The sequence below is a fragment of the Methylobacter sp. sgz302048 genome (genome assembly GCF_052162025.1).
Lineage (GTDB): Bacteria > Pseudomonadota > Gammaproteobacteria > Methylococcales > Methylomonadaceae > Methylobacter.
In genome coordinates this window covers 2,392,501-2,417,677 of record NZ_CP197401.1, presented here as the reverse complement: position 1 = coordinate 2,417,677, position 25,177 = coordinate 2,392,501, and the positions used below count along the sequence as shown (strand labels likewise).

The following is a 25,177-nucleotide window of genomic DNA, read 5'->3' as shown; positions in this document are numbered from 1 at the left end:
CTTAATGTTGGTTGTCCCAGATGAGGCGTGGATCGAAACTTTTGGCCGCAAGCATCGTAAGCACCACGACGGCCGCAAATGCCGTGGCCGCAGGCCCTGCAATAACACGGGCAATGCCGCCCATATCGACCAAAGAAACGAGGATGGAAATCATGAAAATATCGAGCATGGACCAGCGGCCGACAAAGGCGATAATACGATACATGACCGTCCATTTATGGGCGTCGACCTGCCAGCGGTAATGCGTGCACAGCAGCAGTAAGGCGATGCCGAGCAGTTTCAGCAGCGGCACCAGAATGCTGGCGACCAGGACCAGCATGGCGATGGGCATCATGCCGCCTTTGATCAGTTCGATAATGCCGCCGATAATCGTGTGCGGTTCGCCGGCAGTCAATTGGGTAACGGTCATGATCGGGTAAAGATTGGCCGGAATGTAAAGCAGAAATGCGCTGATCAACAGCGCCCAGGTGCGCTGCATGCTGTTCGGCAGGCGCGCATGCAGAGAGCTGCCGCAAAGCCGGCAGTGCGAAGGCCGGCCAGCCGCCGAGATATTTGTCAAACAGCCGCAGTCATGGCAGCGGATAAGGCCTTGCGCCAGTGCGCTTACTTCTTTTTTCATGGAGAATGCTTAGGGCGCAGCTGTTCTATACGGCGCCAGAACAGGTATTGATCCAGGCTGCTGGCCAGCATGGCGTTAACGATCAATAAAGTGACAAATGCATACAGGCCGAAGCCGAATCTGAGCTCAGCCATCGATGCCAGCTTGACGCAGGCAACAATAATGCCCAGCGTGTAAACCTCCAGCATGGCCCATTCTTCAATGTGTTGCAGCCATCGCATCCAGCGCGGCAGAAGCTGGTTCGGTTTCTGGAAATAAAGATGGCCGCTCACCAGCAGAGACAGCACAATATTAACCAAAGGGAACAGTATGCTGGATAAGAACACCAGTATGGCGACAGCCCACATGTCTTCCTGGTATAGCGTTGCCACGCCGGACCATAACGTACCGTCTCGCGTGTTGCCCAGCACTTTTATGCCGACCAGCGGCAATAGATTGGCCGGAAAAATCAGTATCAGTCCGGCGATCGACAGTGCGAAGGTGCGCTCGATGCTTTGTTTGCGCGGGCGCTGGAGCAAGTAACCGCAACGGGGGCATTGCGCTTTGTCGCCCATGGCTGGCTGGGCCGGATTCAATAACAAATCGCATTCGGCGCAGGCATCAAGTTCAATTCTACTCATGGTCCAACTGTTTTAAGTGGGTAAATTGGCGATCAAGCTGAGACATTAACTGCTAAGTATAACATGAACCTACAAGCAGCTTGAGTGACACATTGCCGTATTCTGCATTTTCGGCGGGAGAATTTTCCAGTGAATGCATACAGATAGCTTAAGTAGTCGCACTAATTGATAAAAATCGTCTTTTCATCATAATAAAATAACGGATTTTAGTTCCAGTTCTATTGTCGTTAAAGCAGAAATCCGGATTGTTAATCTGACTTGAGTTAGAAACATCATGAGAACAATATACTTTTTAGTTCCTGATATTGAAACGACCCATAAAATTGTCGACGAACTGCGTGCTGAAGGTATAGAAGAACGGCATATCCATGTACTCGCCAAACGGGATACGCCGCTAGAGGATATGCCTGAAGCCTCCCTATTGCAGAAAACGGATTTTATTCCGGCTTTGGAACGAGGCGCTCTCTTGGGCGGCACCGGTGGATTATTAGCCGGTCTGGCGGGTTTGGCTTTCTCCGGATTTGTGATCGCCGGAGGCGCCATACTGGGCGCCATCATGGCTGGCGCAACCATTGGTTCGCTGGGAGGCGGCCTGATGGGAATGAATGTCGGAAATACCAAGCTGAAACAGTTTGAAGATGCCATTGAAAAGGGTGAATTGCTCGTTCTAATCGATATCCCCCGCGAACGGATAGAGGATATTAAGCAAAAAGTTCTCAAGCATCATCCGACTGCCGAATTTGAGGGTATAGAACCGATCTTGCCTAGCGGATATTAAGCAAAAAGTTCTCAAGCATCATCCCACTGTCGAATTTGAGGGTATGGAATCGATTCTGCTTGGCGGATAAAGATGACTCCCATCCCGCACAGCAGAATGGGGGCCAAGTCCATCAATCCAAAATTACCACTGAGACTCGCCAGTTTCAGGATCGTACATCTCGTGAACAATTTTATTGCGGTTGGCAATTAATTCCTCAATGCTGGGCGAATTGCTCATGGCGCGCGAAATAGCCAACTTCATGGCTTCATAGTTGGTGCGGTATAAATCCTTGCGATCCACATCCGGGTCCGCCGCGCATTCAGGGGCGATCCAGAGCATCGCGATAATGCACAAATCATTGGCTTTATCAGCCGGAATAACGCCTTCAATCACGCTGTCCAGCACTGCGTCAGCCACGGCGGACTGCACAGGGCCGCCGAACAGATTTACATAAGCGCTGGATTTGATAGTGACTTTAGGCACCATGATAGTGGCAGGGCGCACCTGCTGATTGCAGGCGCGAATGGCGAACATGCGCGTATGGCCTTCGGTCTGTCCCATCAGATTGGCAAACGCCTGGCCTGCCGGCCCTTTAACATCGCCAATCAGGATCTCAGGCATCGCGTCCGTGCCTTGACCTTCGCTGGAAAATACCGTTGCTTCACCGGTTCTGAACCAAATTGTATCTGACATTGAAACCCCCAAAATTAAAAGTATAAGAAACGGGCATTCTATGACGGATAAAGAGAAGCCGGCAATAATGAAAATTAGATGAAGATGATTCAGCGTGCAGTAAGGATGGTTATAATAAGCTGAGACCAATCAGCAATCTATTTGACTGTTTCCAGAAATCCCACTTTTTTAATCACTATGTTATTAAAATTTTTACCCGTTATTTCCACGACGGTGTTTTATGCGCTGTATTATCTGATCAGCGTCTTTAAATTCGACGTAGAGTTCCACTTTAAAGCCATACCTTACGATTATCTGCTGCAAGTCATTATCGGTTACATACTCTTCGCTTTTTCAAGACGCCTATGGATCTTCCTGGTGATCCAGGCCCTGGTGATGGGCATACTCTATGTCGGCAATGCTATAAAGATATCTTTTTTCGGCGGCCCGATCATGCCGGACGATATACATGCGTTACGCTCCCTGTTGCTGATCCTCGAAGGCTGGCGGTTCTTTGCCGCGGCGGTGCCATTGGCCGCCATCGCTGGGTTGCTGTTGTACAACTTTACCATGCGGCATTGGACCTCTTATGTCGCCAGTTTCGTTGTATTTCTGTTCGGCATCACCATGACCTATGAGCCCAAGTTGATTGTCGATCCTCTCGATAAATTCTTTGGCAATTCAGTATGGGATCAGCGTTCCAATTATGTCTGGCACGGCGCGACGGTTTATACCATTCAGGAGAGCGCGCGCCGTATTGTCGAGGCCGATGTGGTGCCTGATCTGGACAGGGCTCAGGAAGCGGCTGAAAAACTGCGGATGGCTGCGCCGAAAAAAGTCGCCGATGCTCAGTCGTTTACGCCGCGCAATGTACATCTCGTCCTGCTGGAGTCTTTCTGGGACCCGAATGAACTGAAGAAAGCGAAATACAAGCAGAATCCGCTGTCGCCGGAATTTCGCAAGCTTTGGAAAAGCGCGGGCTATTCACATGCGCTATCGCCGGTATTCGGCGGCTTTACCGCCAATTCGGAATTTGAAGTCCTGTGCGGGTTTCCGGTTGTTAAGGATAACGTCAAATTCGAGCGCCAGTTGCTGAACGATGTGCCTTGTCTGCCGCATATTCTTGCCGAAAACGGTTACAAGACAATAGCATCCCATCCTAATGTGCCCGTCTTCTGGAATCGTGTAAATGCTTATCGGCGCATCGGTTTCCAGACTTACTATTCGATACAGGATTTCGTGCTGGATGACATGAACCGCGAATTTCTGTCCGACGTTTCGCTGTACCGCCAGGTTATGGAGAAAATCCAGCCGTCTCTGGATGCGAAGCAACCGATTCTGGATTATATCGTGACCTATTTCGGGCACTGGAATTATCCTTTAAGCGAAAACAGGCCCGATAAAGTGTCATCGCCTTCTCCTGTAGAGGAAGTATCGAGTTATGGTAATACAGTCTATTACAAGTCCAGGGAAATGATGGGTTTTATTGACGAAATGCGCAAACGCGATCCGGACGGCATTATTGTATTGTTTGGCGATCACTTGCCTTTTCTGGGCGAGAATTTTGCCGGCTATGTCGATTCAGGCGTGCTGGCATCCAACCGCAGCGACTTTACGCCCGATATGTTCAGGTTTTATGTCAGCACGCCGATGCTGATCATCGACGGCAAACGCGGGCCGGTTAAATTCGGCAGCATGCCGCTTTATCAGGTGTCCAAGTTCGTACTGAACCTGCTGAATTTCAACGAGCCGACCATCATGGATTATACCGACTCCATGCCGGATATGCGGGTGCGGCCATTGCCTGGCCTGCATTTCAACCTTGCACACGACGGGAAAGTGGATCTCTGCAAGGAGCCGCCTTATTCGGCTGGCTGCCAGGCTTCCGCCGATTGGCTGCGTGACGTGCTGGTGGTCGGTAATGATTTGTTCATAGGCCGCCAATTTACCCGCCCCAAGCATCCTGCCATTGAGGAGGATATTTCTGAGCCTGTAACAGCCGATGTTACGGCCAAGCAGGAAGAAGAGACCAAGAAAACGAAATAAAGCTACAAGCGTAGTAGGGCGGCTCGATGGCCGTCCATTGATTTTTCGGAGAAAACGCATGAAAAAATATTTTCCAATAACGATGCTCAGCCTCTCCGCGCTTTTTTCAAACAGCGGCTGGGCGAATCAAATCACCGTTCCGCTGCAGATTGATTACAGCATGATTGAGAAAGCGCTGGTTACACAGCTCTACAAAGGTGCTGGCCACAGCGCCCAGCTCTGGAACGACAAGCAGGGATGCAGTTATTTAAAGTTTTCCAATCCACAGGTCAGCGGACAAAACGGTCAGGTCCGGCTATTAAATGAAGTCCAGGCCCGGTTCGGGACCGGGTTTGGCGGTCAATGCGTACCCATGCTGGACTGGGCGGGGGTATTGGAGACTTTTCAGCAGCCGACCCTGAATGCCGAGCAGTCTGTCGTGACCTTTCCTGTGACTCGCGCCAACGCTTACGATAGTCAAGGCCGTCAGTTGACTATCGATAAATTGCAGGATCTGATCACCCGCGTCGTCGAACCCAGACTTGCTGCCGTGAAAGTGGATCTGAATGAATCCCGCGTCGATATTCAGCAAACCTTGGCCAAGTTTTTGCCAAGAGAGAACGCCACGCAATTTCAGGAGATAGTGAATACGCTGAGATTCAACAACGTTCAGGCGCAAGATAACGGCATTAACGTTAATCTCGCCTTCGATGCGCCGGCTCAAATGGCCGCGTCCAAGCAAGGTCCGGCTCCGGCCTTCAGCGAAGCGGAGCAACAGCAATGGGCGGCCACCTGGCAGCAATGGGATGAGTTTTTGTCATCAGCCATTAAAAAGGCGTCCGATGACACCCAGTCGCAGGAGGTGCGCGAAACCTTGATGCAAATTCTGCTGGATTCGCGAGCCGCCTTCCAGGCCGGCTTGAAAGGGCAGAGCGCGAACGGCGCCGATCCTGTCCGCGTATTCTTTACCGACACTTGGGAGCGTCTGGCGCCTGTCCTGAAAACCGTCGCCAAGGAAGTGCCCGGCATACAAGGCATGCAATATCTGACGTTCATAGCCGCGACCGACGTCATGTATGAGCTTGAGAATCTCGGCGCGCCTTTCGGCCTGGAGATTTCCTCGGAAGGTTTGCGCAGACTGGCGCGCATGCTGATCGCCGGCAGGCAGGAGCACATGGAGTCAAGGCCGGGAATATAATCTTAATGGGCCGGGCAGCAAAATATGAATACGCATGGACAAAGGCATCGAAGCGCGCACCTCGGCGATAAAGAGTTATTCAACGATGAGAATTTGCTGCACTTGCGCAAGGCCGCCTATGACCTTGACTGGCTACTCAATCGCGGCTATGCCCGGCATTCCGCCATCAAGCTGGTAGGCGACCATTACCAGTTGCCTAAACGCCAACGCCTGGCTATTTCCAGAGCAGCCTGCTCGGATGAAAGCAGGGCGATGAGAGCAGCGAAATGCCTGCCGATTGAGGCCATCAAAGAGCGGCAACTGGTTATCGATGGGCTCAATCTGGTCATTACAATCGAAACAATCATGGCCGGCGGCGTAGCGCTGCGTTGCCGGGATGGCTGCATCCGCGATATAGCCAGCATCCACGGCACTTACCGGCAGGTCCATGAAACCGGCAATGCCATAGTGCTTATCGGTCAGGCGCTTGAGTTTTTCGGGCCGGAAAACATCCTATGGGTTTTTGACAGACCTGTTTCCAATAGCGGCCGCTTGGCGGTCATGGTGCGCGAAATCGCTGAAGTTCAGGACTGGAACTGGCAGACGGCTTTAATGGACAATCCTGATCAATTCATCATCCGTTCCGGTCAAATTGCAATTACCTCCGATTCAGTTGTTTTGGACGAAGTCAGTCAATGGGTAAATCTAACTGATTACATCGTGGCGAATTTTTTTCCTGGAGCTTGGATTATTGACTTTTCCAATACCGATTGCCCGGTCTGATAATTGATGTTACGCATCAGCCGAATTGCGATGGGTTTAACAAAATTGGAGCAACTGTAGGATCGAATTCACTTGTGCCTTTTAGAGTGTATTCAACCCGGGACAAACGCCCGTGTACCGGTTTCTGTAGTGCGAATACCCGCAAGGGGCACAAGTAAATTTGCATCTACATGCGTGCATCACTATTCAGGCAACGATGTGCTGCGAGTTGAATGAAAAGCGCGGCAGGCAGGATAAAAACGGTCTATGCGCAACATCAGCTGATAATCTCATCAAGTAACTCTCCATGTTGCGCCTGCTTTTCACGAACTTTATGGAACACCTGCTGTTCAGGTCTTGCATAGTTCAGCTTGCGTAAATACATTTCCCAATCCCTATATTTGTTTTTTTGCCGGGCGGAAGTCTCCCTATTTATTTCCGCAAAACCAGTGCATCCAAAAGATATCTCGTTCGGATTACATCCTTGCTCATACCCTAGCTCATAAATACAGGATTTCCTTACATTGAAATACAGTGTTGACTGTAGTGTATAGGATTGACACTAAATATAACCTACTGCCGTAGTCAAGAATAGAACATCCTTCAGCTAAAGCAGAAGGATGTTTGAACCTGAAAATAATCTTGAGTAAGGAGTATGTAGTTATGACATCTGTATTTAGCGTAATTGTGATGCTGTTGCCAGGCGGCTTCTGGCCAGCGAGAACATATGCGGACCCCCTTCGAAGGCCTGGCCTGACGCCAAAGGGTTCCTCCAGATGGCAAGTCCATCCATCAATATGGGGAATGAAAAATGTTAATTAGAACTCGACGCAGGTTTGCTCCAAAAGGCAAGAGACCTTTAGCCGCATTGATATCGCTGCTCATGGCCATGCCGAATATCGGCGTAGCTCCATCGTTTGCCGCAGTAAATCCCGCACAGGTCGGTTCGGGCTTCACTGTCACTGCTTCCGATCTGGCCTATATCCTTCAACAGATTAAGATCTCTGAATATCACTCAACGAATACCACACCAGCAACAGGCCCCTGCGGAGCGCTTCTCGGCAACGGCCCTAACCAGATCGGCAGCCCGCTTCTTTCCCTCGGACTGCGAACGGTAGACGGGACTTGCAACAACCTCCAAGCCGGCCAAGAGAAATTCGGCGCCGCAGACCAGCCGTTCCCGCGCCTGACCACACCGAATTTCAATAAGCCTGCGGATAAGATCCCGCAAGGTTTCCCGGGAGCCGGGAGTAACACAAACTACAACCAGACCAGCGGTTCTGTTTTCGACTCCTCGCCCCGCGTGATCAGCAACCTGATCGTTGACCAAACTTCAACCAATCCGGCTGCCGTCAATGTGGCTGGTTTTCCCATTAGAACCCAGGGCAATGAAGGGGTTTTCCCATGCACGACGGAGCCGACAACGCCGGGTGGTACCGACGGGCTCCCTGCAGGATGTGTGCCTGCGCATCAAACCCTATTCATCCCTAACGTTACCACTGATGTCGGTCTTTCGCCGCCATTCAACTCGTTGTTTACAATCTTTGGTCAATTTTTCGACCATGGTCTCGATAAGATCACTAACGGAGGCAATGGACAGGTTTTCGTTCCGTTGAAGGAGGACGACCCGCTGGTCGCCGGGCCGGACCACATTTTCGGCAATGCCGATGATCTTCCGGCTCAACAGCGATTCATGGTCATGACCCGCGGCACTATCATACAAGGTCCTGACGGCTTTCGTAATGCCCCGAACACTGACACCCCGTTCGTAGATCAAAGCCAGACCTACACTTCACATTCATCGCACCAGGTCTTCACCCGCGAGTATGTTCTCAATGCTGAGGGCAAGCCAGTTGCGACCGGCAGGTTCTTCGAGCAAGCCGATGGCGGTTTGCCCACTTGGGCGATGATCAAGGAGCAGGCGGCAACTAAGCTTGGTCTTCAGCTTGTCGATGCGGACGTCAGCGACATCCCAATGATAGCGGCCGATCAGTACGGCAACTTCCTGCCCGGCCCGAACGGTCTTCCTCAGTACGTGACGGCTACCGGCCTCGTCGAGGGCAACTTGAGCGCTCCGGTTGCCGCTCCGTCTAACGTGGAACGTATCAAAACGGCATTTCTGAACGACATCGCACATAGCGCAGATCCGGGAACTGTCACTGCTCCCAAGACGCCTGATGCCGATGATACGGCGGGCGGCAGCCTCGATCCGGTCGCGACCGGCGAGTATGATGATGAACTGCTGGATCTGCACTTCATCTGCGGCGATGGGCGCTGCAACGAGAATATTGCGCTGACTGCGGTCCATCAGGTCTTCCACTCCGAACACAATCGCCTGGTCGATTACTACAGCAATCCGACTGATGGCGTGCTGACCCGGCCCGAGAACGCCGAGCTGTTGGCGGATTTCAAGAACGTCAATCTCACTCCAGGACCGGACAAGACCTTTACCTATGAAGAGCGTCTGTTCCAGGCCGCCCGTTTCGTCACTGAGATGGAATATCAGCATCTGGTGTTCGAGGAGTTTGCGCGCAAGGTCCAGCCCGCCATCAACCCTTTCGAGCCTTTTGCCTTCAACCAGACGGACCTCAACCCGGCAATCACGGCTGAATTTGCCCATGCGGTCTACCGCTTCGGCCACTCGATGCTGACCGATACGATTCCGCGCTTAAATTCGTCTGAATCTGTGGCGCTTGGTGCGCCGTTGCACAATGATATACCACTGTTCGACGGATTCCTTAACCCGGCAGTCTACAATGACGGAGGCAACGGCGTCAGGCTCAACTCCAGGGAAGCGGCCGGCGCCATTCTCATGGGCTTATCGGATCAGACCGGTAACGAGATAGACGAATTCGTCTCTGAAACGATGCGCAGCCATCTGCTGGGCCTGCCTCTCGACCTGCCCAGCATCAACATGGCGCGCGCCCGCAGTGAAGGTATTCCTTCTCTGAACAACGTTCGCAAGCAAATTTTCGCGACAACAAACGATGGTCAGTTGGCGCCTTATGCAAACTGGATTGATTTCGACCAGGTGCTTAAGCACCATGCGTCGTTACTCAACTTTGTTGCCGCGTATGGTAAACATCCAACCATTGTTGCTGCGACGACTCTAGACGGTAAACGTAATGCCGCTGACCAGATCGTCAACGGTACAGTTCTGCCCGGACCGGACGGCGTCCTGGTTGACGATCCTAATACACGTGTAGATGAAAGCGCCGACAACATCTTCCCTCCCGATGACAGCGCTGACTTCATGTTCAGTACGGGTTCCTGGGCGAATGATGCGAATGGCGTATCCAAAACCGGGGTTGATGATATCGACCTCTGGGTGGGCGGTCTTGCCGAAAACACTAACCTGTTTGGCGGCCTGCTGGGTCCTACTTTCAACTATGTGTTCGAGAAACAGCTCACCGATCTCCAGAACGGCGACCGGTTCTATTATCTGGCTCGCACGCCGGGTATGAACCTTCGGACCCAGCTCGAGGGCAATTCATTCGCCGAGTTGATAATGCGCAATACGCCAGCCCACACCCTGAAGGCTGATCCGTTCGCGACAGCCGACTGCAAGTTTGAGCGTGGCAACCTTACTTTCCCTGCGGCTGCAGGCAGTGCTATTACCGGCCCAGGTTCGGTCAATGATGATCCGGCTTCGGAATGTAACGAAAATCTTTTGTTGCTGCGAGAACCTGACGGCACGATACGATATCGCTCAATCAACAGTGTCGATCCGACGGGTATCAACGGCCAAAGTGTTTACAATGGCACTGATTTTGCCGATGACTTCTACGGCGGCAACGACAACGACACTTTCTGGGGCGGCCTTGGCAATGACAGAATCGAAGGCGGCGGCGGAGACGACGTTGCTCTCGGCGGCGAAGGCAATGACATCATTACTGACTTCGGCGGTGCTGACGTCCTCAAAGGCGGTCCTGGCAATGACGCCATTGACGGCGGCATCGGTGATGACATCATTATGGGCGGAGATGGTAAGGACTTCACCAACGGCGGTGGCAATATCAATGAAACTTTTGCCGGCCCCGGTGATGACTTCTCTATTGCTGGGCAAGGTACAGATGCCGTCTTCGGTGACAGTGGCGACGATTGGGAAGAGGGTGGCGATCAGCCAGACCTCCTGATCGGCGATAGTTCCACTTTGTTTTTCGATGACCACAACCTGCCCGGACATGACATTCTGATCGGTCAGGGCGGAGACGACGACTATGACATGGAGGGCGGTGACGATATTGGCGTGGCTGGTCCTGGTGTCGAGAAGAATGCTGGAGCCGCTGGCTATGACTGGGTGATTGGTGTGGGAGATCCACAGCCTCAAAATGCTGATTTGGCTCTGCTGATTCTCAACACACCACCGGTGAATGAAACTCGCGACCGGTACAATGAAGTTGAAGCGCTGTCCGGCTGGAAGTTTAACGATACCCTGCGCGGCGATGACATTATCCCTAGCCAAGTCGGCGGTGGCGGCTTCATTGGCTGTGATGCGTTAGACCAGGCTGGTCTGGATCGCATTGCCGGCTTAGATGCTCTGGTTCCACCGCTGGCTGCGGGTACGGCTACACCGTTGGCTTCGGTCATTGCCAATTCCGTAACCAACTTTTGTTTGCTAACCGGAGACTTCGTCTGGGGTGAGGGCAATATCCTCCTTGGCGGCGATGGCAGTGATCAACTCGAGGGACGCGGCGCCAATGACATCCTCGATGGCGACCGTTATCTGAACGTCCGGCTCAGTATTCGTGCTAATCCGGACGGCACAGGCGCCGAGATCGGCAGCACCGACCTCATGGAGAACAAGGCCGTGACAGGAAACTTTGGCTCCGGCACTACCAATATGACCTTGCAACAAGCTGTGTTTGCCGGGCTGGTCGATCCAGGTCAGATCGTGGCTGTTCGTGAGGTCCTGACTCCGGCCGTTCCAGCACCTGACTGCGGCGCTGCAACACCGCTCAACTGCGACACGGCGTTATTCTCAGGGCCAGAGGTCAATTACACTATTGCCGCTAATGCCGATGGCAGTGTAACTGTACGCGATAACACTGCCGCTGGCGGCGGTGGAGGCGGCGGTGGCGTCGATGACGGCACTGATATTCTGTGGAATATCGAGCAGATCAGCTTCTGTGATGTTCCTGGTGCTCTTAAAAACACCTGTGATGTTCGTGCCACTCCAGTTTCCATAGCTGGATTGACCGCTCCGGTAGCCGAACTGTCGCCTGCTTCACCAGTGCTGGGCTTCGCAGATCAGGTTGTAGGCACCAGCTCGGTGGCTCAGACTATCACGGTCACCAACACTGGGCTTTCTAACCTCATCGTATCAGGCATCACATTGACGGGTGCCGACGCGTCACAGTTCTTGTTAACTAACAATAACTGTGCGACTGTCGCGCCCAACAATTCCTGTACAGTCGATGTGCAGTTCGCGCCCACTGCGGCCGGCAATAAGACAGCTACTGTCTCCATTGCCCATAATGCAGCGGGATCACCCTCCAGCATCACGGTGAGTGGTACAGGTCTTCCGGCAGGTCCTATCGCCGCACTATCGTCTACTTCGCTGACTTTCCCGAACCAAGCCACCGGGACTACCTCGGCAGCTCGAACCATCACTGTCTCCAACACCGGAGGGCAAAATCTTATCGTATCCAATGTTTCAATGACAGGTAATACGACACAGTTTTTGTTAACTAACGGCTGTACGACTGTGGCAGCGGGCAGTTCTTGCGCCATCAGTGTGCGGTTCAGGCCTACTACGGCTGGTAGCAAGACAGTCACTATTAATATCGTGCACAATGCGGCGGGGTCACCCTCCAGCGTTACGGCAAGCGGCACCGGCATAATCCCGCCCACGACTGCTACTGTCGCCGACACGAGCTTCTTTGCTGGCCTGGCTGTACCGGTGGGTACTACTGTCAACGCGCCTGTTCTGGTGAGAAACACGGGCACCGCCCCGCTCTTCATCACCTCGGCGAGCGCGACTGCGCCGTTCGGGATCAGCAGTCTGAACACCTGTGCCACACGCGTTCTTCCGGGCAGTTCCTGCACGCTTATCGCCACCTTCAGGCCGACTGCCGCCCAGCTGTTTACAGGAACGTTATCAATAGTGAGCAGCGCCAGCAATAACCCAACCGGCACCTTAACGGGCAGGGGGCGATAACTCAGAAAACGCACTATTAAAATCGTAGTTCGCTGCACGGATGCCTGTGGGACGGTTCCAAAGCCGCTCCCACAGCCACCATCCTGAAAAAAGGGCGAAACAGGACGCCGTCAGCTCAAGAAGCATCGACGATATTCGATCTTGATTTAGAAATTTAAGGCATTTTTATGAAATATTTCGCAACAGCATTACTTGTAATCACTATTTTTGTTTCAGCAATCTTTGCCTCCTCATCCGTAGACAATATCCTCGGTAAAAGCATGCAAATTGCAAAAGCACTGACAGGAAAGGAAGGAAACCAGGCTGCGGAAGGTCAGCAAGCTGCAAAAAGAGACAGCTTCACGGTAGGAAAGTCTTTCGCTGAAGAAAAAGGCGGTCTCGACAATGTGGAGGCCATGGTTGGCAGAGGGAAAAATTATCTTTTAACTCAAGTCAACAATCGCCTGAAGCAACTGGGCCCTTTCAGAACCAGGGTAGGCAACATGACTACGCTGAGCGATTCAGAAAGAAAAACCCTGATCTCTGAGCTTGATGCCGAAATTATCGCGTTTGATGCATTCAAATCAGAGATTAATAAGAGCGCAACAAAGCAGGATATCAAAAACGTCGCCGATAAAATAAAGGCTGAATGGATAAAGAGCAGGCACACGGTTGCGCGTGCAGAAAAGCAGTTTCTTGCAGCAAAGGAAAACCAGCTGGTATCGGATGCCGATGCAGCTTCTCTGGGAATTCAAAAACGCATAGACGCCCTTAAAGCCTCGGGGAAAAATGCCAAGATTCATGAGGAATTGCTTTCAGCCTATGGCAAAAAGATTGCCTCGGCAAAACAGGATCTGGCATCTGCTCAAGAGAAAATTGACGCAATTGCCAGCGCCCCGACAAACGATAAAAAAGAAAAGTTGATTAAAGGGAAGGACCTTTTGCTGCTGAGTGCTCAAGACAGCATAAAAGATGCTTATAAGATGCTGGGCGACGAAGCGCGCAAGGAGTTTTCGCAGAGGTACAAATAGGATAGGCTCTACATTAACAGCGAAAAATAACATGGCGCTTAACTCAAGCGGTTAATCGACAAGAATCGGAAGAGGAGCACCGATCATGACATTCCTACGGATTTTCATCGATCTGAAAGTTTTAACACTGGCTCCTGTAACGAGGTGGCTTATTACATTTAAAAAATGATATCGGCCCGAATGCGGACGCTAATTCATCACCAGCAGCATGACCAATGAGGAGACTGGGCAAGCGCTTATTTAAGCTGACGTTCCAGTACAGCTATAAGAACTAAACGGAGGTTATTGTGTGTAAGAAGATTATCAATGCAGTGAACTTCAATAAACGCGAGAAGATTTTGACTCGTTATTCATGTGTCATGTCCAGGAAAGCTATTAATCATTATTGCGTTATTAATGAAAAAGATAATGCCGGTAATTTGAAGCTGTATTTCGATAGAGCTACACAATTGGTTTGCCTTCTCAGTATGACAGTCGGGGCAGCTTATGCAAAAGATTTCGATGTTCCGACGGGCGTGGCGGATGGGATTGCATCGCCCAGCCCATTGTTTGGCGCCACGGCATTCAGTGCGCCACTGCTGATGTTTGAGGAGTTCGGCCTGCAGCCGATGCCGGCCGGCCAATCTTCAAGCACCAGTTCTCTGCCTGCAACTTCAGACTGCCAAAGTATGCCGGACGGCAAGGAACTCGACGACTTCCTGAAAGAACCTCTTCACCCTCTTCCCACTATGGAAGCGAATGATTTGCTGCCTAATGCCTGGGAGGATAAGGTCAAGGATTGCGTTGGCACGTTCAATCAGACCGTTCTGGAAGGGCGGCCATCAGGAGAGTTCTTTGCCCATCAGCGGTGGGATGAGTTCTTTCCAAAGGTTTACTTCCAGAGCGCGCAGACCGGGGCGCGCACGAACCAGGGACTGCGCGATCAATATCAGCTGCATGGGTACAGCAAAGGGGAATTCGGCAGCGGAGGACTTTATCATCTTAACGGAACCACGAAAGGAATCGAAGCCAGAATTCATCCGAAAATGCCTGTCCAGAATCCGAAAGCGCTTTGGACCTTCGACGGAACCTTTCCGCCAAAACTTCTTATGGCGCGCTATGGGCAACCTGTTCTGTTCCGCCATTACAACGCACTGCCGTTGAATGCCGGGGCAAACTTCGGTTTTGGCAGCCAGACTATCAGTACGCATGAGCATAACGGTCACAATCCAGCTGAGAGCGATGGTTATACTGCCGCTTATTTCTACCCTGGCGAATTCTACGACTATCATTGGCCCATGATTCTTGCCGGGCACGACAGTATTAATCCCTTTGCCAGCGATCCGGCAGCCGGCACCCCGGATGGCAATGGCGGCATTACTAAAATTCCCGGCGATTGGCGGGAAACAATGAGTACCCATTGGTTTCATGACCACATGCTCGACTTCACAGCGCCGAATGTTTATAAAGGCAATGCCGCGATGATGAACTATTACAGTGCTGTTGATCGCGGCCGAGAGCCCGCCAGCGTGCTGGAAGCAACGGGCGGCGCGAAGCCCGGCTATGGCTGTCACTACGCCAATCCGAAAAACGTAAATCTTTGCTTGCCCAGCGGCAAGGCCCTCGATTGGGGAAACCGCGACTATGACGTCAATCTGATGGTCGCTGACAAGGCCTGGGATAAAAACGGCCAACTTTATTTTAATATTTTCAACACGGACGGCTTTGTCGGCGACCAGATCACCGTCAATTGGCAGTGGAAGCCGTATATCGAAGTGCGCGCGCGCCGTTATCGCTTCCGCATCCTGAACGGCAGCGTATCGCGGTATTTCAAGATCGCCCTAGTGAACGCGCAAGGCCAACGCGTGCCGTTTCACATGATCGCCAACGACGGCAACCTCATGGAGCATGCGGTGCCGTTCCCCAATGCCCAGTCAGCCGATCTGCCTGTACAAGGCATTGCCGAGCGTTACGACATCGTTATTGACTTCAAAAACTTCAAGGAAGGCGACAAGCTCTACTTCGTCAACCTGCTGGAGCATGAAGGCGGCAGAGGCCCGAGGCAAGCAATACCGCTCGGCGATGTCCTGAGCGGACGGTACAAAGCCGATGGCATCAATGGCGACCCGGGCGTTGGCAAGTTCCTTGAATTCCGCGTGAAAAGCATGCCAGCGGGTCAGGCTGACTTCAGCATGAATCCGGCTGATTACGTCGAAGGCAAAAAGAAAATGATCCCGCTGCCGACGTTTACGACGACGGAACTCCAGAACGCGATTCACAGGGAATTCGAGTTCGGGCGCAGCAGCGGCACCGATGACAAACCCTGGACCGTCAAGACCGACGGCGGTAAGGGTTTCACCATGGACCCTCATCGTTTATCGGCGGCTCCGGACAAGGATACTGCCGAGATCTGGCACATCAAGAACGGAGGCGGTAGCTGGAGCCATCCGGTCCACATTCATTTCGAGGAGGGGCAGATTCTCAAACGGGACGGCAATCCTCCACCCGTATGGGAAAAGTGGGCGCGTAAGGACGTTTATCGCATAGGTGATGCGCCGGACAGTTCCGATACTGTGGATGTGGCCATTCGATTCCGGGAATTCGCAGGCACTTACATGGAGCACTGCCACAACACCCAGCATGAGGATAAGGCCATGCTGTTGCGGTGGGATATCCAGCATCCGGGCCAGACCTTAGCCTTGCCTACGCCTGTTACAGGATGGGAGGGGGTTGAATATGATCCCACTAACACTACAGACGTGCCGACTTTTAAAACCGGTATTAGTGCATCAGATAACACCGGAAGCGGCTCAAACACTGCGCCGACGATCAATGCGATTGCAAATCAGACTGCAACCGTAGGACAGGCATTCAGCTTGCCGGTGCAGGCGAGCGACGCCGAAGGTGACGCTCTTACTTTCTCATTGACGGCTGCACCGGCCGGCATGAGCATTAACAGTGCGTCAGGGGTGATCGCCTGGATGCCGGCAAATGGGCAGGAAGGATCTCACTCGGTAACCGTGCAGGTTTCTGATGGTCAAGCGTCGACCACCGCAAGCTTTAACGCGACAGTCAAGCCTGCTCCCGTTGCAAACACCGCGCCGGTGATTACTTCAACACCCGTGACTACGGCGACCCTCGGTCAAACTTATAGTTACAGGGTTACGGCGACAGATGCGCCGGGCGATACACTGACGTTCTCCTTGGTCTCTGGCCCTGCGGGCATGAGCATTAATCCTTCAACAGGTCAGATTACCTGGAGGGTCTTGCAGCGAGGTCCTCAATCTGTATCAGTGCGGGTAACAGACCAGGGCGGATTGTCGGCTACCCAAAACTTTACGATTACGGTCAATTTACCCAGAAGATGATTGCCCGGTTTTTGATATTTTGAATCAAACCAATCGGCAGTCCTCCATCGGCGAGGTTGCGATGGAGGACTGACTAAATGTAATAACAACCATAAGGCATAGCATGAAAGATAGGAATATGATTATTATCTCTCTGTTAGTCTCCATCGTCCTGATGTTTGGATGCGGCCCAGCTTGGGCCGTTTCTGCCGGTTCCCGCTGGGGAGCGGACTACTTTCCCAATATTTCTCTGGTGACGCAGGATGGAAAAACAGTTCGCTTCTATGACGATCTCATCAAGGATAAGGTGGTAGCGATCAATTTCATTTTTACGCATTGCTCGGATTCCTGCCCGGCAGAGACAGCCAGCCTGCGCCAGGTCCAAAAGGAACTGGGAGATCGCGCAGGCCGCGACGTTTTCTTCTATTCCATCAGTATAGATCCTGAACACGATACGCCGGCGGTGCTTAAGGAATATTCGCAAAGATTCAGGGTAGGGCCGGGCTGGACATTCTTGACCGGAAACAAGGCAGATATCACGCTTTTGCGCAAGAAGTTGGGGCTTTATAACAAAGATGAGTCAGGTCAGGTAACCAGTAACCACTCCATTAGCCTCATTGTCGGAAATGAAGCCACCGGAAAGTGGATCAAGCGGTCGCCTTTTGATGAACCTAAGACTCTGGTTAGGTTGCTCGGCTATTCGCTGCAACAACATGCGTATAGGACGAACCCAGGGGCGATGCGTTATGACAAGGCGCCGCGCTTGCCAGAACTTAGCCGGGGAGAAGATCTCTATCGTTCGCGTTGCGACTCCTGTCATAGCCTGGGCGCTGAAGGCGGACTGGGGCCGGGATTGTCAGGCGTAACCGAGAAGCGGAAACACGCCTGGCTTGCACGCTGGTTAAAAGAACCAGATCAGATGCTGGCAGAAAAAGACTCCGTCGCGATGCAATTGTTTGATAAGTATAATGAGGTTCCTATGCCGAATCTGAGGCTGAGCGATGCCGATGTGGAAGCGCTCATTGCCTATATGGCCGGCTCGGCTGGGCATGCCGAAGACGTCATGACGACCAATGGCGAAGGCGGTGCTGGACATTGACCCAATTCAATAACGGTGCTGTTTTTCCTGCCTGTAAATTACTCCTTGATCACAAGCCTTAACCCTGATGTCTTGAACCAGATTAATCGGCAGTTCTCCATCGGCTAGGTTACGATAGAGGATTGACGAAATCTAATTACACTCATAAAAGGCGGTTTTGCTTTCGCGAAACCACCTTGCCATTAAGCTCTTTCTGCTTCTTTCATGCAAAAACAGCCAAGTAAAACCGGCCTTGCGCGATAACTCAATAAGGACGGTTTTTAATATGAAACCGATACAGAACAGGCGATAGAAAAACGTCGAGCAGAAAAAAAGTAAAGGCAACGGCTAAAATATCTGTAACACTCAGGCCCAATTGCTCATGCAGCACCAGCGCAGGCATGATTGATTCAGGGATCGTATCGATGCAGCGGACGCGGCTGCTTTCGGCATGGCCCTGCCGGCGCTTTATAAAGCTGGCCAACAGATCACCCGACATGGCTGTCAGGCTGAACACAGCGCCCACAAGCGCAGACATTCCCAACACCATCGCTACAAGAGAAGTGAGAATGACCGAAGCAATAATGCCGCGCCAGGTTTTGCTGCTGCCAAACAAAGCGCGGCCATCGCCTAGTTTTAACCCCATATCCACCGGCAGGTTGAAACGGTCTTTCAGCCAATGGCGGGCTAAAACCGGCGCGCCATTGGCGGCCAGCAGCAACAAAACGGTTTGGCTGATGCAGTTCAGGCATAGCGCAGTGTAAGTCATAAACAATTCCCGAATTGTAAGTCATAAATTTGACCAGTTTTTTTTGAACAAGTCTCAGGAAGAAAGTATCCAATTTTAAAGTTTTGGATTCTGTGAAACTCGGCATTGAAAGCCAAACCGATGCCGCGTTCAGATAGATTCTTTGGCTAATTTTCTCAGGAGATCGACGATGAAACTCTATTACAGTCCCGGCGCCTGTTCGCTCTCGCCTCATATTGTCTTATGCGAGGCTGACCTGCCGTTTGAGCTCATTAAAGTTGATTTGCAGGAAAAACTGACAGAAACCGGCGAAGATTTTCGCAGCGTCAGTCCTAATGGCTATGTGCCGGTTCTGGTACTGGACGATGGCAACAAACTGACTGAAGGGCCTGCCATTATTCAATATCTTGCCGATAGGGTGCCCGCTAAAAAACTGGCGCCCGCAGCCGGTACATTCGAGCGTTATAATCTGCAACAATGGCTGAATTTTATTTCCACTGAACTGCACAAGACTTTTTCACCGCTCTTCAATGCCAATATGCCTGATCAGGCAAAAAATCTGTTTCGGGAAACGCTGTCATCCCGGTTTAAATGGGTCGCAGACAATGTCTCTGCGCAGCCCTATCTCATGGGCAATGATTTCACAATCGCAGATGCATATTTATTTGTCGTGCTGCGATGGGCGAAACTGATGTCGATCGACATTTCACGCTGGCCCTCGCTGGTGCAATATAAAAAAAGAATCGCCGATAGGCCTGCGGTAAAAAGAGCGCTGCAGGAAGAAGGGCTTAATGTCGACTAACAAGAGATAAAGCGGATCTGCATGGGCGGTAAGGAGTATTCAGGCATCTCTTCCAGCCTGCTTAAACCGGTCATTTATTTGATAAGAAACTGGCAGGAGCAATCGTTACATGTCATGCACTTTGTTTGTTCAATCGGGCGGTCCAGCAGGGCAGATATCAATGCGCGATCAAATTCGCACAATTCCGGATATTGCTGAGCCAGATCGTGGTAAACGCAATTGAACGCTTGTATGGTAGAGGGGGAATTGTTCTGGTCTTCTATCGCATGATAGCCTAACGTCTGCATTATCTCGATAAGTGCGGTGATTCGCTCGGCAGGCTCTTTGCCGTTGAATTGCGGCATAAGCGTTTGGGCGAATTTAGCGCCGAGCCTTGCCATGTAGCGTCTGAAAGCGTCTTCACCCATCTCTGCTTTGAGTTCCGATAGTATTAAGTTACAGAACCAGGCATATTGTTTGGGAAACCGGTTGATGCCTTTTTCAGTCAGCACATAATTGCGTGACGGCCGCCCACCGGTGATCTTGAATGCGTCTTTTTTGATGAGATCGCTGTTTTCAAGACCGACGATATGCTGTTTAACGGCATTTCTTGAGATATTCAATGCAGCGGCGATTTCGTCAAGGCTCATGCCTTGCCTTGAGTTCAGCAGCAGTTTCAATATCTGATCTTGTCGAGAGCTCGTTCCGTCAGTCATATAAATTTCTTGTTGCCATTTCGTTAATGTTTAAGACGATAAAATGAAATGAAAAACCATAATAAAATTAGGGAAAAAATCGATAAGGCTTGTAAAATTGTAGTGTATACAAGCGCCTTTTGTCATATAAATATTGCAAAAGTTCTGTATCGATACTAAACTAATTTTCGAGCACCAATGCTCCTAGGTTTTTAATAATAATTTTTAAAGGTACCAAGAGATGAGTGAAACAGCTACAGCTACTCCAACCCCTACACTTTATGAACAACTTGGTGGCGAAGCGGCAGTTAATGCGGCGGTCGATATTTTTTATCGCAAGGTTTTGAGCGATCATCGAATCAACCGTTTTTTTGACAATACTGATATGGAACAACAGGCCGCAAAGCAAAAAGCTTTTTTGACAATGGCTTTTGGCGGACCCAACAATTACAACGGCACCGATATGCGCAATGCCCACGCCAGATTGGTCAAGATGGGGCTGGATAACTCCCATTTTGATGCTGTTATGGAACATCTAAGTGGAACTTTACAGGAACTGAATGTTCCACAGGAATTAATCGCGCAAGTTGCCGCTATTGCGGAAAGCACGCGCAATGACGTTCTGGGTAAATAATTAAAGACAGCTTGGGTAGTGACCATGAAAAAAATATCGTTAGGCGATCAAGTCAGTATTTGTTACGAAGGTGAAACCGTTCTTGATGCCTTACTACGCGATAATATCGATATTCCGAACAGTTGCCGGCAAGGCGCCTGCCAGAGTTGCATGGCGCGCAGCCTGGACGTTGAACCGCCTGCAGCTTCGCAGAGCGGTCTGAAAGATGTGTTGCGCAAGCAGAAGCATTTTCTGGCCTGTTTATGCTATCCGGAACAAGACATGGCCATTACCCTAAGCCAACAGCCGGCGTTTTTTACCGAAGGCATGGTGATCGATAAAAAACCGCTGAACCAAGAAACACTGTTATTGGCAGTCGAATGCAAGGATCCGCTGGATTATCATGCAGGCCAATTTGTCAATCTCAAAAGAGCCGACGGCCTGACGCGCAGCTACTCAATCGCAAATAGCCGTGCACATGACAAAAAGTTGACATTTCATATCCGCCGACTGGCGGGCGGACGTTTCAGTGAGTGGGTTCATCAGGAACTGCTGGTCGGCGATAAGATTGCAGTCTCGGACCCGCAAGGGCTTTGCTATTATCTGCCAAACAAGCCCGAACAAAACATGCTGCTGATCGGTACGGGCAGCGGACTTGCTCCGTTAGCCGGTATTATAGCCGAGGCGCTGCAGCAGGGGCATACTGGAGATATTTATTTATTTCACGGCAGCCGCGAGATGGATGGACTTTACTGGATTGAAGAAATGCTGGAACTGGAGCGGCAATACTCAAATTTTCATTATACGCCTTGCGTGTCGCGCGGCGATTCGCCAGCAGGTGTGGCGGTAGGGCGTGCCAATGATGTCGCTTTAAGCCAATTGCCTAATTTGAAAGGCTGGCGCGTTTATCTGTGCGGCCATCCCGAAATGGTTAACCAGACCAAAAGACAGGCTTATCTTAATGGCGCGAGTTTGCAGGATATTTATGCGGATGCGTTTCACGTCGCTTCCACATCGCTTGATTAAACGGGTCTTCAATGAGAGCCGATTTTACGGCGCAGGCTTTCTAAAAAGGAAAAGCTGTTTTAACCCACCTGTGGGGCGACTTTAATCGCCTTCAGGCAAGATATAAAAGGGCGCCTGCCTAACCAACCAGTAGGCGCTGCATGCGACGTTACCTCCACCAGTATCTAGTCCGGTGGGGTTTGTTAATCATTGATCTCGCTTTAATCGGCTATGATTGAACCTGTTGCTTTAAAAGACTTCTTTATCACATTCTTTTCCTCGGCACTGATCATTCTGGCCGGGGCCTCTTATGCGTTGTTGTTCGCGTGGTCCAGAATCAATGCGCATGCGGGCATCAAAATTGCTGCGTTAGCGTCCTATACGGTGCTGGTTGTGTCAGTGCTTGAACTGACCCAGCTCGCGCAATTCCAAGGATATTGGTTGATTATTTCCGTAGCGATGGTGATCGGCTATTTCTTTGCACCGATCGGCATCTGGCATTTGTGCGTTAAAACGCATGGGCATCATGATGATTGTCAAAAAGTACGGGAGGACGAGTAATGAACGAAACACCGCTGTGGGCTTCGGAATCATTTTGGAAGAAAACGGCCATCTGGGTTACTGGCGTATCGTTTGTGATTTTGATCATATTGACGATGGACTCGTTGAGCCAGACGGCGGCAGGCGGCAAGAGGGTGCCGGCTTACGCCGTCATCAATAAAAAAATTGACTATCAGTTCAATAAGGACCTCAATAAATCAGTGCCGGTTATCGGTGAAGATGAGTTTTTATTCGGCAAGCAACTGACTGAACAGGAAGCTGCGGAACTGGTCGATCTCGGCAAAAAAACCGCGCAGACCAGAAACTGCATGAATTGCCACACCATTCTGGGCAATGGCGCTTATTTTGCGCCTGACTTGACCAAAGCCTGGCTGGATCAGGGCTGGCTTTCGAAAGACTTGCGCGAGGATTTGATGGTTAAGTTTCTGATGGACCCCGAGAACAATGCCCGTACCTTCGGCAGCAATCGCAAAATGCCCAATCTGGGCATCACCGAGCAGGAAGCGAAAGGCCTTGTCGCGTTTTTAAAGTGGATGTCCAGCATCGATACCAATGGCTTTCCGTATAACTTTAAAACCATTGAAGCAGAGGAGGAATGATCATGAGCACAACCAAACTAGACGACATTCTTCCTAAGCCGGCTTCGGTACTGGATAAGGCGCGCAATTTACTAAAAGATTTCAAAGCCTGGGTAAATCTGGACATTAATAATCTGACCGCCGGGCAACAACTGGCCGTTAAATATTTCTGCGTGGCGATTATTTTATTTGTCGCCCAAATTTTATTCGGATTGCTTTCGGCCTTACAGTTTATCTATCCGGGCTTTCTGTATAACATTCTGGATTTCAATGTTAATCGCATGGTGCATATCAACGCCATGATTGTGTGGATGTTGTATGGCTTTATCGGCTCTATCTATTGGCTGATCGAAGACGAAAGCGGCACCGATATTGTTGGTTTAAAACTGGCGAATATCGCCTTCTGGGTGTTGACCGGCGCGGTTACGCTGGTGGTGCTGGTTTATTTGTTTATTCAGACCGGGCCGGGCAAGGATTCCAGTCTCTGGCTCATCAATGAGGGCCGCGAGTATATCGAAGCGCCGCGCTGGGCTGATCTCGGCATTACAGCAGTGATGCTGGTCTTCTCCTACAATGTGGTGGCGACGTTCAGCAAGGGCAAATGGTCCGGCATCGCCGGGGTTTTAACGCTGGACCTGATTGCCCTGGTCGGGCTTTACCTGGCCGGCATGTTTTACATGACCAACATCACGCATGATCAGTACTGGTGGTGGTGGGTGATTCATTTATGGGTTGAGGCGACCTGGGAAGTGCTGGTTGGCGTGATTATGGCCTGGTCGCTGATAAAACTGCTGGGTGCCAGGCGCAAGATCGTGCAGACCTGGCTGTATATCGAAGTCGCATTGATGTTCGGTTCCGGCATTTTGGGATTAGGGCATCATTACTTCTGGATCGGCATGCCCGAATACTGGCTGTCGGTAGGCGGTTTCTTCTCAGCGCTGGAGCCGATTCCACTGGTCGCGATGGTGGTGCATGCCATTTACGATTCTGGCGTGCACGCGTTCAAAACTGTCAATCATCCGGCGTTGGCCTGGGTCATCGCCCATGCCTTCGGTAATTTTTTCGGCGCCGGCGTCTGGGGCTTTATGCATACTTTGCCGCAAATCAACTTATATACGCATGGTACGCAGTGGTCTGCATCGCATGGTCATCTGTCGTTCTTCGGCGCTTACGCCACGATCAACATCGCCTTCTTTTATCTGGCGATTCAGCACTGGCGCGGCGGTGTCTGGATGGCAGCGGGCACGCCTAATGCGTGGCGCTGGAAATGGGCCTTGGGCTTGCTGAATGCCGGCGTGGTAGGCATGACTGTCGCGCTGCTGATCGCCGGTTACGAGCAGTCGTTTATCGAGCGGGCCGTGGAAGGCTCGACCTGGGCCGGCTATTTTGCCGCGCAGAACCAGCCCTCGTTTCAGTGGGCTATGAAATGGCGTATGATTTTTGGTTGGGTAACAACGGCCGGGTTGGGGTTGTTGGTATGGGATTTACTGACAATTGGCAAGAGCGAAGAGCGTAAAGCCGAAAAAATTGTTATCCATTAGTTTGCTGTTTATCAGATCGGCTGGCCGAGCCCATTGACTGTCTACCAGATCGTTCCATGTTCTTGGTAATGGCTCGGCAGCTAATTTTAATAGGCTCTGGAGATGGCATTAATCGAATACAGCGGATTTGATGCCTTTGCTGGAGTCCAGGCCGCGAAACGTTGCTTTATCTTTAACGCCGGTAAATTTGGTGCCCGTCAATGTGCTATTTGTAAAGTCGGCATCCTTCAAGTGTGCACCAGACAAATCTGCGCCTGTTAAATCGGCTCCGGAAAAATTCGCCTTGGAGAGGTCGGCATCATACAAAATCGCTCCTTTCAGATTGGCTCCGGAAAGATTGGCCATGCGCATCAGTGCCTTATTCAGGTTGGCATTGGTCAGATTGGCGCCCGATAAATTGGCATTGTTCAGGCTGACTCGCATCAAACCCATCGGCTGATTTTTCA

Annotated in this window: 20 protein-coding genes (1 of these 20 cut by a window edge); 14 read left to right on the top strand and 6 right to left on the bottom strand. The window is 51.2% G+C overall.

The annotated features are described in order from the left end of the window. Position 1 precedes the first annotated feature (1 nt). Together ACTNE6_RS10990 and ACTNE6_RS10985 are read right to left on the bottom strand one after the other, a co-directional pair. Positions 2–619, bottom strand: coding sequence for a paraquat-inducible protein A (locus ACTNE6_RS10990; RefSeq protein ID WP_194970765.1), 618 nt, complete (start codon positions 617–619; stop codon positions 2–4). Next, complete coding sequence (locus ACTNE6_RS10985; RefSeq protein WP_194970766.1) at positions 616–1,239, bottom strand: paraquat-inducible protein A; 624 nt, start codon at positions 1,237–1,239, stop codon at positions 616–618. Before ACTNE6_RS10985 ends, ACTNE6_RS10990 begins: the two co-directional genes overlap by 4 nt. Before the next feature lie 274 nt (positions 1,240–1,513). Between ACTNE6_RS10985 and ACTNE6_RS10980 the strand changes: the two genes are divergently transcribed. Further along, on the top strand, positions 1,514–2,017 hold the full coding sequence (locus tag ACTNE6_RS10980; RefSeq protein WP_194970767.1) for a DUF1269 domain-containing protein: 504 nt from the start codon (positions 1,514–1,516) through the stop codon (positions 2,015–2,017). 123 nt (positions 2,018–2,140) lie between these two features. Here ACTNE6_RS10980 and fae read toward each other — a convergent pair whose 3' ends face one another. Next, a complete protein-coding gene (gene fae, locus ACTNE6_RS10975; protein ID WP_194970768.1) occupies positions 2,141–2,692 on the bottom strand; it encodes a formaldehyde-activating enzyme in 552 nt (183 codons plus the stop codon). A gap of 177 nt (positions 2,693–2,869) precedes the next feature. Between fae and ACTNE6_RS10970 the strand changes: the two genes are divergently transcribed. The 7 genes from ACTNE6_RS10970 to ACTNE6_RS10940 all read left to right on the top strand — a co-directional run bounded on the left by ACTNE6_RS10970 (position 2,870) and on the right by ACTNE6_RS10940 (position 18,230). Further along, on the top strand, positions 2,870–4,717 hold the full coding sequence (locus ACTNE6_RS10970; protein ID WP_442496714.1) for an LTA synthase family protein: 1,848 nt from the start codon (positions 2,870–2,872) through the stop codon (positions 4,715–4,717). A gap of 58 nt (positions 4,718–4,775) precedes the next feature. After that, the gene (locus ACTNE6_RS10965; protein ID WP_442496713.1) at positions 4,776–5,894 is read left to right on the top strand and encodes a hypothetical protein; all 1,119 of its coding nucleotides are present in this window, start codon (positions 4,776–4,778) and stop codon (positions 5,892–5,894) included. Positions 5,895–5,918: 24 nt separating this feature from the next. Next, entirely contained in the window at positions 5,919–6,656 is a 738-nt protein-coding gene (locus ACTNE6_RS10960; RefSeq protein ID WP_442496712.1) for a DUF434 domain-containing protein, read from the top strand. A gap of 790 nt (positions 6,657–7,446) precedes the next feature. Beyond that, positions 7,447–12,795, top strand: coding sequence for a peroxidase family protein (locus ACTNE6_RS10955; RefSeq protein WP_442496711.1), 5,349 nt, complete (start codon positions 7,447–7,449; stop codon positions 12,793–12,795). Positions 12,796–12,962: 167 nt separating this feature from the next. Then, positions 12,963–13,805, top strand: coding sequence for a hypothetical protein (locus ACTNE6_RS10950; protein WP_442496710.1), 843 nt, complete (start codon positions 12,963–12,965; stop codon positions 13,803–13,805). A gap of 467 nt (positions 13,806–14,272) precedes the next feature. Then, positions 14,273–17,152: a putative Ig domain-containing protein gene (locus ACTNE6_RS10945; RefSeq protein WP_442496709.1), complete on the top strand. Its 2,880-nt coding sequence runs from the start codon at positions 14,273–14,275 to the stop codon at positions 17,150–17,152. Positions 17,153–17,255: 103 nt separating this feature from the next. Next, positions 17,256–18,230 (top strand): SCO family protein, encoded by a 975-nt coding sequence (locus ACTNE6_RS10940; RefSeq protein WP_442496708.1) that lies wholly within the window; start codon positions 17,256–17,258, stop codon positions 18,228–18,230. A gap of 244 nt (positions 18,231–18,474) precedes the next feature. Here ACTNE6_RS10940 and ACTNE6_RS10935 read toward each other — a convergent pair whose 3' ends face one another. Next, a complete protein-coding gene (locus ACTNE6_RS10935) occupies positions 18,475–18,978 on the bottom strand; it encodes a CDP-archaeol synthase (RefSeq protein ID WP_194970776.1) in 504 nt (167 codons plus the stop codon). 169 nt (positions 18,979–19,147) lie between these two features. Here ACTNE6_RS10935 and gstA point away from each other — a divergent pair, with 169 nt between their 5' ends. Then, on the top strand, positions 19,148–19,759 hold the full coding sequence (gene gstA / locus ACTNE6_RS10930; RefSeq protein WP_194970777.1) for a glutathione transferase GstA: 612 nt from the start codon (positions 19,148–19,150) through the stop codon (positions 19,757–19,759). A 74-nt stretch (positions 19,760–19,833) separates the two neighbouring features. Here the strand turns inward: gstA and ACTNE6_RS10925 are convergent, their stop codons facing one another. Continuing rightward, entirely contained in the window at positions 19,834–20,454 is a 621-nt protein-coding gene (locus tag ACTNE6_RS10925) for a helix-turn-helix transcriptional regulator (RefSeq protein ID WP_434485526.1), read from the bottom strand. Between the two features lie 220 nt (positions 20,455–20,674). Here ACTNE6_RS10925 and ACTNE6_RS10920 point away from each other — a divergent pair, with 220 nt between their 5' ends. The 5 genes from ACTNE6_RS10920 to ACTNE6_RS10900 all read left to right on the top strand — a co-directional run bounded on the left by ACTNE6_RS10920 (position 20,675) and on the right by ACTNE6_RS10900 (position 24,731). Further along, positions 20,675–21,067 carry a group I truncated hemoglobin gene (locus tag ACTNE6_RS10920; RefSeq protein WP_194970779.1) on the top strand — a complete coding sequence of 131 codons (393 nt, stop codon included), beginning with the start codon at positions 20,675–20,677 and terminating at the stop codon, positions 21,065–21,067. Positions 21,068–21,091: 24 nt separating this feature from the next. Next, positions 21,092–22,072: a 2Fe-2S iron-sulfur cluster-binding protein gene (locus ACTNE6_RS10915; RefSeq protein WP_194970780.1), complete on the top strand. Its 981-nt coding sequence runs from the start codon at positions 21,092–21,094 to the stop codon at positions 22,070–22,072. A 210-nt stretch (positions 22,073–22,282) separates the two neighbouring features. Continuing rightward, positions 22,283–22,612, top strand: coding sequence for a hypothetical protein (locus ACTNE6_RS10910; protein ID WP_442496707.1), 330 nt, complete (start codon positions 22,283–22,285; stop codon positions 22,610–22,612). Next, a complete protein-coding gene (locus ACTNE6_RS10905) occupies positions 22,612–23,211 on the top strand; it encodes a c-type cytochrome (protein WP_442496706.1) in 600 nt (199 codons plus the stop codon). Before ACTNE6_RS10910 ends, ACTNE6_RS10905 begins: the two co-directional genes overlap by 1 nt. Next, positions 23,208–24,731, top strand: a complete 1,524-nt coding sequence (locus tag ACTNE6_RS10900; protein ID WP_442496705.1) for a cbb3-type cytochrome c oxidase subunit I — start codon at positions 23,208–23,210, stop codon at positions 24,729–24,731. Before ACTNE6_RS10905 ends, ACTNE6_RS10900 begins: the two co-directional genes overlap by 4 nt. Positions 24,732–24,839: 108 nt before the next feature. Here ACTNE6_RS10900 and ACTNE6_RS10895 read toward each other — a convergent pair whose 3' ends face one another. Next, a protein-coding gene (locus ACTNE6_RS10895) for a pentapeptide repeat-containing protein (RefSeq protein WP_442496704.1) crosses the window boundary here: on the bottom strand, positions 24,840–25,177 show its 3' portion. 451 nt of this gene lie beyond the right edge of the window; the window shows 338 of its 789 coding nt (coding positions 452–789); its start codon lies off the right edge, out of view; the stop codon is at positions 24,840–24,842.

What these genes read in the sequence shown, in the direction of transcription:
- ACTNE6_RS10990 (WP_194970765.1), bottom strand. Translation starts at nt 619, where the DNA reads ATGAAAAAAGAAGTAAGCGCACTGGCGCAAGGCCTTATCCGCTGCCAT.
- ACTNE6_RS10985 (WP_194970766.1), bottom strand. Translation starts at nt 1,239, where the DNA reads ATGAGTAGAATTGAACTTGATGCCTGCGCCGAATGCGATTTGTTATTG.
- ACTNE6_RS10980 (WP_194970767.1), top strand. Translation starts at nt 1,514, where the DNA reads ATGAGAACAATATACTTTTTAGTTCCTGATATTGAAACGACCCATAAA.
- fae (WP_194970768.1), bottom strand. Translation starts at nt 2,692, where the DNA reads ATGTCAGATACAATTTGGTTCAGAACCGGTGAAGCAACGGTATTTTCC.
- ACTNE6_RS10970 (WP_442496714.1), top strand. Translation starts at nt 2,870, where the DNA reads ATGTTATTAAAATTTTTACCCGTTATTTCCACGACGGTGTTTTATGCG.
- ACTNE6_RS10965 (WP_442496713.1), top strand. Translation starts at nt 4,776, where the DNA reads ATGAAAAAATATTTTCCAATAACGATGCTCAGCCTCTCCGCGCTTTTT.
- ACTNE6_RS10960 (WP_442496712.1), top strand. Translation starts at nt 5,919, where the DNA reads ATGAATACGCATGGACAAAGGCATCGAAGCGCGCACCTCGGCGATAAA.
- ACTNE6_RS10955 (WP_442496711.1), top strand. Translation starts at nt 7,447, where the DNA reads ATGTTAATTAGAACTCGACGCAGGTTTGCTCCAAAAGGCAAGAGACCT.
- ACTNE6_RS10950 (WP_442496710.1), top strand. Translation starts at nt 12,963, where the DNA reads ATGAAATATTTCGCAACAGCATTACTTGTAATCACTATTTTTGTTTCA.
- ACTNE6_RS10945 (WP_442496709.1), top strand. Translation starts at nt 14,273, where the DNA reads ATGACAGTCGGGGCAGCTTATGCAAAAGATTTCGATGTTCCGACGGGC.
- ACTNE6_RS10940 (WP_442496708.1), top strand. Translation starts at nt 17,256, where the DNA reads ATGAAAGATAGGAATATGATTATTATCTCTCTGTTAGTCTCCATCGTC.
- ACTNE6_RS10935 (WP_194970776.1), bottom strand. Translation starts at nt 18,978, where the DNA reads ATGACTTACACTGCGCTATGCCTGAACTGCATCAGCCAAACCGTTTTG.
- gstA (WP_194970777.1), top strand. Translation starts at nt 19,148, where the DNA reads ATGAAACTCTATTACAGTCCCGGCGCCTGTTCGCTCTCGCCTCATATT.
- ACTNE6_RS10925 (WP_434485526.1), bottom strand. Translation starts at nt 20,454, where the DNA reads ATGACTGACGGAACGAGCTCTCGACAAGATCAGATATTGAAACTGCTG.
- ACTNE6_RS10920 (WP_194970779.1), top strand. Translation starts at nt 20,675, where the DNA reads ATGAGTGAAACAGCTACAGCTACTCCAACCCCTACACTTTATGAACAA.
- ACTNE6_RS10915 (WP_194970780.1), top strand. Translation starts at nt 21,092, where the DNA reads ATGAAAAAAATATCGTTAGGCGATCAAGTCAGTATTTGTTACGAAGGT.
- ACTNE6_RS10910 (WP_442496707.1), top strand. Translation starts at nt 22,283, where the DNA reads ATGATTGAACCTGTTGCTTTAAAAGACTTCTTTATCACATTCTTTTCC.
- ACTNE6_RS10905 (WP_442496706.1), top strand. Translation starts at nt 22,612, where the DNA reads ATGAACGAAACACCGCTGTGGGCTTCGGAATCATTTTGGAAGAAAACG.
- ACTNE6_RS10900 (WP_442496705.1), top strand. Translation starts at nt 23,208, where the DNA reads ATGATCATGAGCACAACCAAACTAGACGACATTCTTCCTAAGCCGGCT.